6 protein-coding genes and 2 rRNA genes are annotated in these 13454 nt (G+C 47.8%); 6 read left to right on the plus strand and 2 right to left on the minus strand.

What is annotated here, in order from left to right; genetic code table 11:
- Positions 1-39: 39 nt before the first annotated feature.
- The 3 genes from CBP12_RS11920 (at position 40) to CBP12_RS11930 (ending at position 4055) form a co-directional block, all read left to right on the plus strand.
- Positions 40-2932 (plus strand): 23S ribosomal RNA (locus CBP12_RS11920).
- A 164-nt stretch (positions 2933-3096) separates the two neighbouring features.
- Positions 3097-3211 (plus strand): 5S ribosomal RNA (rrf, locus tag CBP12_RS11925).
- A gap of 139 nt (positions 3212-3350) precedes the next feature.
- On the plus strand, positions 3351-4055 hold the full coding sequence (locus CBP12_RS11930) for a phosphatase PAP2 family protein (RefSeq protein WP_086964699.1): 705 nt from the start codon (positions 3351-3353) through the stop codon (positions 4053-4055).
- A gap of 84 nt (positions 4056-4139) precedes the next feature.
- On the opposite strand, the gene CBP12_RS11935 is transcribed toward CBP12_RS11930, so the two are convergent.
- Entirely contained in the window at positions 4140-5324 is a 1185-nt protein-coding gene (locus CBP12_RS11935) for a CinA family nicotinamide mononucleotide deamidase-related protein (protein ID WP_086964701.1), read from the minus strand.
- 141 nt (positions 5325-5465) lie between these two features.
- Here CBP12_RS11935 and metA point away from each other — a divergent pair, with 141 nt between their 5' ends.
- Positions 5466-6410: a homoserine O-acetyltransferase MetA gene (gene metA, locus CBP12_RS11940; protein ID WP_086964703.1), complete on the plus strand. Its 945-nt coding sequence runs from the start codon at positions 5466-5468 to the stop codon at positions 6408-6410.
- Between the two features lie 180 nt (positions 6411-6590).
- Here metA and CBP12_RS11945 read toward each other — a convergent pair whose 3' ends face one another.
- Complete coding sequence (locus CBP12_RS11945) at positions 6591-7880, minus strand: cation:proton antiporter (RefSeq protein ID WP_086964706.1); 1290 nt, start codon at positions 7878-7880, stop codon at positions 6591-6593.
- A gap of 239 nt (positions 7881-8119) precedes the next feature.
- Here CBP12_RS11945 and metH point away from each other — a divergent pair, with 239 nt between their 5' ends.
- Together metH and CBP12_RS11960 are read left to right on the plus strand one after the other, a co-directional pair.
- Positions 8120-11800 (plus strand): methionine synthase, encoded by a 3681-nt coding sequence (gene metH, locus CBP12_RS11950; protein WP_086964709.1) that lies wholly within the window; start codon positions 8120-8122, stop codon positions 11798-11800.
- 247 nt (positions 11801-12047) lie between these two features.
- Entirely contained in the window at positions 12048-13379 is a 1332-nt protein-coding gene (locus CBP12_RS11960) for a D-alanyl-D-alanine carboxypeptidase (RefSeq protein ID WP_086964714.1), read from the plus strand.
- Positions 13380-13454 lie beyond the last annotated feature (75 nt).

Consider the following 13454-nt stretch of genomic DNA (forward strand, 5'->3'; position numbering starts at 1 on the left):
AAGCTAAGGCTGCATAAAACACACTTCTTGGGGTTGTATGGTTAAGTGACTAAGCGTACACGGTGGATGCCTTGGCAGTCAGAGGCGATGAAGGACGTGCTAACCTGCGTTAAGTACGGATGAGCTGGTAAGAAGCGCTTGAGTCCGTAATATCCGAATGGGGAAACCCACTGCACTCAGTGCAGTATCGTAACGTGAATACATAGCGTTGCGAGGCGAACCGGGAGAACTGAAACATCTAAGTACCCCGAGGAAAAGAAATCAACCGAGATCCCCCTAGTAGCGGCGAGCGAACGGGGGCCAGCCCTTAAGCTGTGTGTGGTGTAGTGGAATGGTCCTGGAAAGACCAGCCGTAGTGGGTGATAGCCCCGTACACCAAATGCCACTTACAGTGAAATCGAGTAGGACGGGACACGTGATATCCTGTTTGAATATGGGGGGACCATCCTCCAAGGCTAAATACTCCTGACTGACCGATAGTGAACCAGTACCGTGAGGGAAAGGCGAAAAGAACCCCTGTGAGGGGAGTGAAATAGAACCTGAAACCGTGTACGTACAAGCAGTGGAAGCCCACTTGTTGGGTGACTGCGTACCTTTTGTATAATGGGTCAGCGACTTACTTTTAGTAGCAAGGTTAACCGTATAGGGGAGCCGTAGGGAAACCGAGTCTTAACTGGGCGAATAGTTGCTAGGAGTAGACCCGAAACCCGGTGATCTAGCCATGAGCAGGTTGAAGGTTGAGTAACATCAACTGGAGGACCGAACCCACTAATGTTGCAAAATTAGGGGATGACTTGTGGTTGGGGGTGAAAGGCCAATCAAACCGGGAGATAGCTGGTTCTCCCCGAAATCTATTTAGGTAGAGCCTCGGACGAATACTTGCGGGGGTAGAGCACTGTTTAGGCTAGGGGGTCATCCCGACTTACCAACCCTATGCAAACTCCGAATACCGCAAAGTACTATCCGGGAGACACACGGTGGGTGCTAACGTCCATCGTGAAGAGGGAAACAACCCAGACCGCCGGCTAAGGTCCCAAAGTCATAGTTAAGTGGGAAACGAAGTGGGAAGGCTCAGACAGCCAGGATGTTGGCTTAGAAGCAGCCATCATTTAAAGAAAGCGTAATAGCTCACTGGTCGAGTCGGCCTGCGCGGAAGATGTAACGGGGCTAAACTATGCACCGAAGCCGCGGATGCGCTCTTTATTGAGTGCGTGGTAGGGGAGCGTTCTGTAAGTCTGCGAAGGTGTGTTGTGAAGCATGCTGGAGATATCAGAAGTGCGAATGCTGACATGAGTAACGATAATGGGGGTGAAAAACCTCCACGCCAAAAGACCAAGGGTTCCTGTCCAACGTTAATCGGGGCAGGGTGAGTCGACCCCTAAGGCGAGGCTGAAAAGCGTAGTCGATGGGAAACGGGTTAATATTCCCGTACTGACGTGCATTGCGATGGGGGGACGGAGAAGGCTAAATGGGCCAGGCGTTGGTTGTCCTGGTGAAAGGGTGTAGGCAGGGTGTTTAGGTAAATCCGGACGCTCAATGCTGAGACCTGAGACGAAATCGCTACGGCGGTGAAGTCATTGATGCCCCGCTTCCAGGAAAAGCCTCTAAGCTTCAGATGCACGTGAATCGTACCCCAAACCGACACAGGTGGTCGGGTAGAGAATACTAAGGCGCTTGAGAGAACTCGGGTGAAGGAACTAGGCAAAATAGTACCGTAACTTCGGGAGAAGGTACGCTGAAACAGGTGAAATCCCTTGCGGATGGAGCGTGGGTCAGCCGCAGTGACCAGGTGGCTGGAACTGTTTATCAAAAACACAGCACTGTGCAAACTCGCAAGAGGACGTATACGGTGTGACACCTGCCCGGTGCTGGAAGGTTAAATGATGGGGTTAGCCTTCGGGTGACGCTCTTGATTGAAGCCCCAGTAAACGGCGGCCGTAACTATAACGGTCCTAAGGTAGCGAAATTCCTTGTCGGGTAAGTTCCGACCTGCACGAATGGTGTAATCATGGCCACGCTGTCTCCACCCGAGACTCAGTGAAATTGAATTTGCGGTGAAGATGCCGTATACCCGCGGCTAGACGGAAAGACCCCGTGAACCTTTACTATAGCTTGGCACTGAACATTGGCCCTACATGTGTAGGATAGGTGGGAGGCTGTGAAACCATGACGCCAGTCGTGGTGGAGCCATCCTTGAAATACCACCCTTGTATGTCTGATGTTCTAACGTTGGCCCCTTATCGGGGTTGCGGACAGTGCCTGGTGGGTAGTTTGACTGGGGCGGTCTCCTCCTAAAGAGTAACGGAGGAGCACGAAGGTTGGCTAAGTACGGTCGGACATCGTACGGTTAGTGCAATGGCATAAGCCAGCTTAACTGCGAGACGGACAGGTCGAGCAGATACGAAAGTAGGTCATAGTGATCCGGTGGTTCTGAATGGAAGGGCCATCGCTCAACGGATAAAAGGTACTCCGGGGATAACAGGCTGATACCGCCCAAGAGTTCATATCGACGGCGGTGTTTGGCACCTCGATGTCGGCTCATCACATCCTGGGGCTGAAGTCGGTCCCAAGGGTATGGCTGTTCGCCATTTAAAGTGGTACGCGAGCTGGGTTCAGAACGTCGTGAGACAGTTCGGTCCCTATCTGCCGTGGGCGTTGGATGATTGAGAGGAGCTGCTCCTAGTACGAGAGGACCGGAGTGGACGAACCCCTGGTGTTCGGGTTGTATCGCCAGATGCATTGCCCGGTAGCTACGTTCGGAATCGATAACCGCTGAAAGCATCTAAGCGGGAAGCGAGCCTCAAGATGAGTCATCCCAAGGGCTTTACGCCCTCTGAAGGGCCGTTGGAGACGACAACGTTGATAGGTTGGGTGTGTAAGCGCTGCGAGGCGTTGAGCTAACCAATACTAATGACCCGTGCGGCTTAACCATACAACACCCAAGAAGTGTGAGACCTTGCGCTCAAGAGCAACAAACAAATTATTCAGATTACCGTACTCAACAGTACGATAACCAAACATCAGGCAGAAAAATTGCTCCATGCATTTTCTGCACTTCCGCCATCCCTGGCGGTCGCTTTCCAGATACCATTTATGCCTGGCGGCCATAGCGCTGTGGAACCACCTGACTCCATGCCGAACTCAGTAGTGAAACGCAGCCGCGCCGATGATAGTGTGGCAGATGCCATGTGAAAGTAGGTCACTGCCAGGCGCCAAATTCAAAAAGCCCGACTCGAAAGAGTCGGGCTTTTTTATTGACCTTAATATTATAAAACTTAGCAGCACTTAGTCGTATTATTATTTATGCTGCACTCTTGGTGTGATGATACTAACCCCTTAACGAGGCAAAGATGCATTGGGATATTAAAGGTTGGTTTGGGCTGCATGTGCTGGCCTTATTATTATTTTTCTCGTGGTTTTTTGGCTATTGGCAAGGGATAGATGAGAGCATCTTTTGGTGGTTTAATGCCAAGCTGCTTAGCGTGCCAGGTTTTGCTTATTTAGTTGCCTTTGTGAATCAGCGCTGGATAGACGGCGCTGTGGCCTTATTAATGGCAGGCTTTGTCTTTTCTTATGCCTGGCAGCTTAAGGGGCGTGAGCGCGCTAAGATAGGATGTTTGTTAGTGCTGATGGCGGGCTGTTTTTCATTACAAGCCGCCATAGGCAGTGCGCTTCCTATCGAGCGCCCTAGTCCCACGATAGTTTATGAAAATGCTGAGCGAGTGAGCTTATTAGTGCCCAACATAAAAGGAAAAGATGCCTCGGGTGATTCTTTTCCAAGTGATCATGGGATTGGTTTTGCTACTTTTTTGCTGTTTGCCATTTATCGCTTTCCGCGTCGCTATTTATATATAGTGGCACCTTTAGTGCTTGTATTAGCGATGCCTAGAGTCATGTCCGGTGCTCATTGGTTTACTGATTTTATTTGTGGCTCTATTCCGCTGGCATTAATAACCGGTGCTTGGTTGTTTCATACGCCACTTGCCGATAAGTTTAGTGAGCTAATGATACGCCCTATTGAAAAATTATTGTTGAAGTGGCGACTACAAGGCTGAGAAGGCGTAACACATGAGGTTATGTTGTTAAATAAACATTGAGGGCGACGTTAAGTCGCCCTTTTTATTGCGCTAGCTTGATGATTAAAGTGAGGCGGGCAAAGTAAAACGCTCGCTGCAGGGCAAGATGTCATAATCAATCATTACCGTTTCATTTTCCAGATAACGGCGCAGCATATCGAGGGCACTAAACGCTAACAGGCGACGTTGAGAGAGGGGGTCTCGAAAGTGCATTTGTAGCGTTTGTACCTGACAACCTTGAGCCGTTTTCAACGCTACGGGGATGCCCTTTGGACCCGCAGCGCCAATAGCAAGAGTAAGGGGACGCGCTGAGTTATTTAACCAGTGTGCTAAGTCTTGGGCGTCATCGGGTAGACCTGCAATATAGTGGCCTTCAAATTCGCGAGTAATAGTACTGATAGTATCGGTAAGTCGCCCACCACTGGCATCTTCAAATACCATTAGATCTTTATCGATTAACATTGGACCTAAGCTGGTAGTAAAGTCCATGGTATCTCGAGCGATGAGATGAGTGCCGACCTTGGCAAGTAACTGTTGTTCGGCGTGGCGAATGGCTTCGCAGTCTTCAGTATCGATAATTAGTTTTAGTTCTATAGTAGGCAGGTTAGCGCGATAGCCAAGGGTAATACCCGTTGGCCAATCGAGGGTATCTAACTTATCGCTTAGCCCTGACTCTGATAGACCAAATAAGAAGAAGCGGCGCACTTGGCTACGACCATTTTCGCCCAATTGATGACGCAATCGTGGCAAAATTTCTTTATCCATCATGACTTTGAGCTCGGAGGGCACGCCAGGCGTAAAGAAAAAAGTGGCGCGATTTAATTTAACAGCAAAGCCGCACGCGGTCCCAACCGGATTATCCACTAGCTCAGCACCTTGAGGCAGTAGTGCTTGCTTACTATTGCTGTTAGGCATTTCTCGATTGCGGTTAGCATATTTTTGTTGCATCACCTCAAGCCAATGCTGATTGAGCACCAGACTGACTTCACCGGCTTCGGCCATAGCTTCGGCGCTAATATCGTCAGAAGTGGGCCCTAAGCCGCCATTAACGATGACTATGTCTGCCTGCTGACTACGCTGCTTAAATAGCTCAACTAAATCCGCTTTGTCATCTCCTACTGTAAAGCGGCGACGCACCTGCCAGCCTTGCTCTAATAAGAATTGGGATAACCAACCGGCATTAGTATCGGTAATTAATCCGGTTAACACTTCATCGCCTGTGCTCACCAGCTCAATAACAGGTTCCATAATAATCTTTCCTTCAAGGGTGTTAGGATGATTTTACCGTATCTTGGCCTTAGAGACATGTTAAGGATGACAAGATTAGCTACTTTGTTGTAGAGTTCTAGATGTCTAGATTTCTTAGTGTTGTTGTACTGGAGTAAGCTCATGCCTATTAGAATTCCCGATCGCTTGCCAGCGGCGAATGTGCTGTCTCAAGAAAATATCTTTGTGATGACAGAAACCCGTGCGGTGAATCAGGAAATCCGCCCGATGCGGGTACTGTTGCTTAACTTAATGCCTAAGAAAATAGAAACTGAAAATCAATTACTGCGCATGTTGTCTAATTCGCCACTGCAAATTAATGTGGATTTATTGCGTATTGACGACCGGCCCTCTAAAAATACGCCCCAGTCGCACCTTGAAAGTTTTTATCACGACTTCGAACAAATTAAAGACCAATTTTACGACGGACTCATAATTACCGGTGCTCCGCTAGGCTTAACGGATTTTTGTGATGTGGTGTATTGGGAAAAAATAGAGCAAATAGTAGCTTGGGCAAAAAGTCATGTTACTTCTACCTTATTTTTATGTTGGGCCGCGCAAGCGGGCTTAAAAATCTTATATGGTTTAGATAAACGTACGCGTTTAGAAAAATTATCTGGCGTATATGAACATCAAAATTTAGGCGGTTATGATCCGCTGGTTCGCGGTTTTGATGATGTGTTTTTGGCTCCCCACTCTCGGTATGCCGATTTTCCTATTGCTTTATTACGAGAGAAAACCGACCTTAAAATCCTCGCCGCCTCAGAGAAGGTCGGGGTATATTTAGCGGCCAGCCCTGATGGACGCCAAGTCTTTGTTACCGGCCATCCAGAGTATGACGCCCACACGCTTGATAATGAGTATCGCCGCGATCTTGAAGTAGGGATAGCACCTGTGATGCCAGAAAATTATTACCCTGATAATAACGCCACTAATTTGCCGCGGGCGACGTGGCGCAGCCATGGTCACTTATTGTTTGCTAACTGGTTGAATTACCATGTGTACCAGCTAACGCCGTATGATTTAAATACTCTCAATGCCACCGGTGAGGCCTTGACCAGAGATTAAGTCGGTGAACAACGAGATATAAAGCAAAAGGTGCGCAAGATAAGTCTAAAAAAAGCCCCTCACTTAAGTGAGGGGCTTTTTTATCCGAAGTGACTAAGCGAATAGTGACTAAGCGAGTAATGAAGTAAGCAGCGTTAGGCCTTATTGCTTCTCATAACTTACGGCTCACCTCTCACTGCATCACTCAATTGGAAAGCCGGCTTTTTCAGCGGCTTTGGCTTTATTTATCATGGGGGTAATGGTCATGCCTTGAACAATAATAGAGAACAGCACAATGGCGTAAGTCATCATCAAAATAACGTCACGCAGTTCAATATTACCATTGGCACCCAGTTTTACTCCTGCTGGGATAGACAGCGCCATTGCCAACGATAAACCGCCACGCAAACCGCCCCAAGTTAAGATCCTAATGGAGAACTTGTTGTAGCTTCTAAAGCGGCGAAAGCCAACATAAGGTAAAGAGACACTAAGAAAACGCCCCGCCAGTACGAGCGGTATGCCCCCTAGTACTAAAATCCACGCTTGCCAGTGAAACTCCACCAATAACATGGCCAGGCCAATAAGCAAAAATAACAGTGCGTTTAAAAATTCATCCAACAAATGCCAAAATTCATCCAGGTATTTTTCACTTTGCTCAGAAAAGCCGGTATAGCGTGTCCAGTTACCAATCATAATACCGGTGACCACCATGGCTAATGCACCTGACACGCCCAACATATTGGCTAAGGCAAAGCCGGCGGTAGGAATACATAAGGTCATTAATAGCTCCATGGAGCCATCATCGGTGGCACTGATCATTAAGTGCGCCATTAAGCCTAATAGACCACCAAAAATAATGCCGCCGATGGCTTCATGAGTGAATAGTGTGAGCACAGAGCCAAAGGTGGCCTCGGTGCCACTAAAGGCCACGGCGAAGATAGTTAAGAAGATAACTAAGCCAATACCATCATTAAATAAAGACTCGCCTTCAATTTGTATGGCAATTTGTTCAGGCGCCCCTAATTTTTTCACGATAGCGAGGACTGCAATAGGGTCGGTAGGGGAAATAAGCGCGCCAAATAACAGGCAATAAACAAACGATAAGGGAATGCCCGCCACTTGGGCTAAAAGCCATAATCCGCCGGCCACGACCACAGTGGAAATAAGTACGCCAAAGATAACGAGAATAAAAATTTCCCATTTTTGGCTTTTCATGGCCGGTAAATTAATGCCCAGACCGCCCGCAAACAGCAAGAACCCAAGAATACCTTGTAGCAAAAACTCGCCAAAATCGACGGTTTCTAGCGTAGTAATGGCGTGTTCTTGTAACTCTGGCCAAGTGGTTTTGCCAAGAATTAGCATTAAAATAGAAATGATTAGCGCGCCAAAAGTAATGGCAATGGTGGTTTGTATCTTCATTATGTATTGGTTGACGAAGGCGATGGTGATCGCCATCGCCGCCAAAATACATAAAGTGTAATAGACGCTCATGTGCAGGGTTCCGATGGGTTATTTTATTATAATAGCAAGCATAGTCGCGAGTCTGAGCCCGCTCAGCATATTGTGCCCTAAAGCCTAAGTCTTCACTATAAAAACTGAGCTAATTTTATGCAGTTTTAGTAATAAAAAATATTTTTATAGTCATAGACGTAGAGCGCTAGCGTTCTAATTAAGCTTTGTGTGATAACATGACGAAAGCCCACGGAACTAGGTTGTAACAGGAGTCAACAGTGTCCAGATCCCCCGTTTTTTCCCAGCTTGAACAGGCGCTAGCCGAACGCATTCTTATTATAGATGGGGGCATGGGGACCATGATCCAGTCTCACCGGCTGGATGAAGCTGCGTATCGTGGCGCGCGCTTTGCTGATTGGCCCTCTGATGTTAAAGGTAATAACGATCTGTTGGTGCTTAGCCAGCCCGAGTTAATTGCCCAGATCCACAGTGATTATTTCGCCGCGGGTGCTGACATTGTAGAAACCAATACCTTTAACGCCACTCATATCGCCATGGCCGATTATCAAATGGAATCGCTGGCGGCTGAAATGAACTTTGAAGCGGCAAAATTAGCCCGTAAAGTCGCCGATGAGTGGACTGCTAAAGAGCCCCATAAGCCGCGCTTTGTAGCAGGCGTATTAGGACCTACCAACCGTACCGCGTCTATTTCCCCAGATGTGAATGATGCGGGGTACCGTAACGTATCCTTCGATCAATTAGTGGCCGCTTATACTGAAGCGACGCAAGCGCTCATTGAAGGCGGCGCGCATCTGATCATGATCGAAACCATCTTCGATACGCTAAATGCGAAAGCTGCCGTGTTTGCTATTGAAACGTTGTTCGACACACTAGGAACTCGGATTCCGGTGATGATCTCTGGCACCATTACCGATGCTTCGGGTCGTACCTTAACTGGCCAAACTACGGAAGCCTTCTACCATTCGTTGCGCCATGCTAAGCCTATCTCTTTTGGCTTAAACTGTGCATTGGGTCCCAAAGAGTTACGCCAATACGTCGCAGAGCTGTCACGTATCAGTGAAACTTATGTCTCCGCTCACCCTAATGCCGGCTTACCTAATGCCTTTGGTGAATATGATCTTGAAGCTCAAGAGATGGCCGAGCATATTCGAGAGTGGGCAGAAAGTGGCTTCTTAAATCTAGTCGGCGGTTGCTGTGGCTCCACACCTGACCATATTCGAGTGATGGCTCAAGCGGTTGCTAACATTAAGCCGCGCGTCTTACCCGATATCAAGCCTGCTTGTCGCTTATCGGGCTTAGAGCCTTTTAATATTTTTGCCGACTCTATGTTTGTTAACGTAGGTGAGCGTACCAACGTCACCGGTTCGGCTAAATTTAAACGCTTAATTAAAGAAGAGCTTTACGATGAAGCGCTGCAAGTAGCGCTGCAGCAAGTTGAGAACGGCGCGCAAATAATCGACATTAATATGGATGAGGGCATGCTGGACTCCAAAGCCTGCATGACACGTTTTTTAAACCTCATTGCCGGCGAGCCTGATATTTCGCGGGTGCCCATTATGCTGGACTCTTCTAAATGGGAAGTATTAGAAGCAGGTCTTAAGTGCATTCAAGGCAAAGGCATTGTTAACTCCATCTCAATGAAAGAAGGGGTTGAACCCTTTATTGAACAAGCCAAATTGGTGCGTCGCTATGGCGCGGCCGTGATTGTGATGGCGTTTGATGAAGTTGGCCAAGCTGATACTCGTGAGCGAAAATTTGAAATTTGCCAGCGCGCTTATCGTATCTTAGTGGATGAAGTGGGTTTTCCGGCGGAAGACATTATTTTTGATCCTAATATCTTTGCCGTAGCCACGGGTATTGAAGAGCATAATAACTACGCGGTGGAATTCATCGAGGTAGTAAAAGACATAAAGGCCAATTTGCCCCATGCCATGGTCTCGGGGGGCGTGTCGAACGTATCTTTCTCATTTCGTGGTAATGAAGTGGTACGTGAAGCGATTCACTCAGTATTTTTATATCACGCAGTGCGCAACGGCATGGACATGGGAATTGTCAATGCAGGGCAATTAGCCATTTATGAAGATATAGAGCCCGAGCTAAAAGAAAAAGTGATTGCCGTTGTACTCAATGAAAACGAAGGTGCCACCGAAGCTTTATTAGAAATAGCTGAGCATTATCGTAACAGTGGCGGTGAAGCGATTGATCCTCGAGATTTAGAATGGCGTAGTTGGGAAGTAAACAAGCGTTTAGCGCATTCGCTAGTAAAAGGCATTACGGATTTTATTGAAGAAGACACTGAGGCTGCGCGCCTGGAAGCCGCTCGACCCCTTGATGTGATTGAAGGGCCATTAATGGATGGCATGAATGTAGTGGGTGATTTATTTGGCGACGGTAAAATGTTTTTACCGCAAGTAGTGAAGTCGGCGCGCGTAATGAAGCGCGCAGTCGCCTATTTAAATCCCTATATTGAAGCCAGCAAAGAAGTCGGCCAAACCAATGGCAAAGTGGTGATGGCTACTGTAAAAGGCGATGTGCACGACATTGGAAAAAATATCGTGGGCGTGGTTTTACAGTGTAATAACTTTGAAGTAGTCGACTTAGGCGTCATGGTGCCTTGTGAAAAAATTCTACAAACCGCCCGTGAAGTAAATGCCGATATGATTGGCTTATCGGGCTTGATTACCCCCTCCCTCGATGAAATGGTTAATGTGGCCAAAGAGATGCAACGCCAAGGCTTTACCATACCGCTGTTAATTGGTGGTGCTACTACTTCTAAGGCGCACACTGCCGTTAAAATTGAGCAGAACTATCAAGAGCCAGTGGTATATGTCTCGAATGCTTCCCGTGCCGTGGGTGTGGTACAAACGTTGTTAAGCAAAGAGAATAAGCCAGCCTTTGTCGAGCGCTTAAATAAAGAATACGACATAGTGCGCGATCAACATGCCCGTAAGCAGCCTCGTACTAAGCCCATTTCTCTTGAGGCGGCGCGTGCGAATAAAGTGGCTATCGACTGGGCTAATTACGTGCCTCCCGTGCCCGCTAAGCTGGGAGTACATGAGTTTCATAACACGCCTATTTCGGTGGTACGTGAATATATCGACTGGTCACCCTTTTTTATGACCTGGGGCTTAGCCGGTAAATACCCTCGTATCTTAGAAGATGAAGTAGTGGGTGAAGAAGCCACTAAGTTATTTATTGATGCTCAGGCTATGCTGGATAAATTTGAAAAAGACGCCACCTTGCGCTGTGCGGGTGTGATTGGTTTATTCCCTGCCAACTCGGTAGGAGATGATGTCGAGATTTATAGTGATGAGTCTCGCACGCAGGTCCTAGAGACACTGCGCTTTTTGCGCCAACAAACCGAGAAAAAAGACGGTTTTCCTAACTACTGTTTAGCAGACTATGTAGCACCTAAGGGCGTGCAGCCGGACTATGTCGGAGGCTTTGCGGTCACCGGTGGCATCGGTGAAGAAGACATCATTCGTCGTTATAAAGAGGCGGAAGATGACTATAATGCCATTCTTGCCGGCTCAGTGGCTGATCGCTTAGCTGAAGCCTTTGCTGAATACTTACACTTGCTGGTGCGCCGTGAGTACTGGGGCTATGCCGTTGATGAGCAGCTAAGTAATGAAGAGCTAGTACGCGAAAAGTATGTGGGTATTCGTCCCGCGCCTGGATATCCTGCTTGTCCCGAGCATACCGAAAAAGGTACGCTGTGGCAGTGGCTAGATGTTGAAAAACGAATTGGCATGCAGTTAACAGAATCTTACGCCATGCGCCCAGGTGCAGCCGTTGCCGGTTTTTACTTTTCTTATCCGGATACGCGCTATTTTGCCGTAGCACAAATTCAAGAAGATCAGCTGCTTGATTATGCCAAACGTAAAGGCATGAGCCGAGAGCAAGCGGAGAAATGGTTAGCGCCGAACTTAAGCGCTTAGGGGGCTCGTGTTAAGAGCAAGACGAACCTTAAGTGAAAAAGGCGCCGTGGGCGCCTTTTTATTAACCATTGGCTGCTACATTCAAGTAAAGCAAATAAATATAACGCTGGGCGCGGCATTAATGAGCGGATACGCGGTTATTGTTCGCCCTTATTATCACAAATTTAATATCAGAGCTGAATGGCTGGACAGGATCTTGCCATTCACGTAGCTTCTGCGACATTTATATCACCTAAGGGAGCCAGCCATGTTAGTTGCAAAAGGATCGAGTGCAGTCAAGTGGCTATTAGCCATGGTGTTGATGTGCTCGACGATTAGCGTGGCACAGGCACAAACTAACCCGCGTTATGCGGCTATTGTGGTTAATGCCCATAATGGCGAAGTGTTGCATGCAGAATATGCCGATGCCGCTCGCTACCCGGCGTCATTAACTAAAATGATGACCTTATATTTATTGTTTGAGGCCATGGATAATAAGTTATTAACCCTCGATACCGCCATGCCGGTATCGGCTCATGCCGCCTCTATGCCACAAACTAATATTTCCTTAAAAAAGGGCGATAAATTACGAGTGCGCGATGCTATACCGGCATTAATTGTGCGCTCCGCAAATGATGCCGCGGTTGTAGTGGGTGAGGCTATTGGGGGCACCGAGAGCCACTTTGCTGAGCTGATGACGCGCAAAGCTAAGGCGTTGAACATGAAGTCCACCACCTTTCGTAATGCCTCGGGCTTACCCAATAGCGGGCAAAAAACCACCGCCCGTGATTTATCTATTTTGTCGATGCGCTTAATGAAAGATCACGCTAAGTATTATCATTATTTTGCCACTCCTTCTTTTACCTATGGCGGGCGTATTTATCATAGTCATAATCGCTTAATCAAAAACTACCCCGGCACCGATGGCATGAAAACAGGCTATATCAATGCCTCTGGTTTTAACGTAGCCACTTCCACTAAAAAAGGGCCTCATCGCTTAGTCGGCGTAGTAATGGGCGGGCGGACTTCTCAATCGCGAGACGCGGCCATGGCGAAGCTATTAGATAAGAGCTTTATTAAGGCAGAGCAAATTGCCAAAGTCTCGCCAACAGGCGCACAACAAGCGGCGAAAGAAGTACGCCAAGATAAAGCAGCCAGCAAGTTAGTGATTAGTAGCCAAACGGTGCGCCAAGTGACTCGTCAACCGGCGAGCAAGGCGCCTAGTACGCATGCCCCCAAAGTGGTGAGCAATAACGAGTTAGATAAGCCGGCACCGGTCACACAAGTCGGCGTACCTGAAATAAAAAGTACTGAGCGCAAAGTCACTCAACTTGCGCAGGCGCCCACCTTTACTAAAGAGCAAACTTGGGCCATACAGGTAGGTTCGTTTAGAGCCATGGAACAAGCTCGAGATAGAGCCGCAGAAGCAGCCAAGCGCTTAGGTAATACTCAGCAAGCCAAAATAGCGGTAAATGAAGCCAGTGTTGGCGGGCAAACACTCTATCGCGCTCAACTAGTGGGCTTAGCGCAAGATGAAGCTAAGCAGTCTTGTGAGCATTTAGTGCGCCAAAGTATGGACTGCTTAGTGGTAAGAATGTAAGTCAGTGAGATAGCGCTATAGCTTAGCAGTTTAAAGCTCGAGCTAGGCGCTTACCCTCTTTTACCGACTCAAATG

It is taken from the genome of Oceanisphaera avium, assembly GCF_002157875.1.
In the GTDB taxonomy this organism is placed as follows: domain Bacteria; phylum Pseudomonadota; class Gammaproteobacteria; order Enterobacterales; family Aeromonadaceae; genus Oceanimonas; species Oceanimonas avium.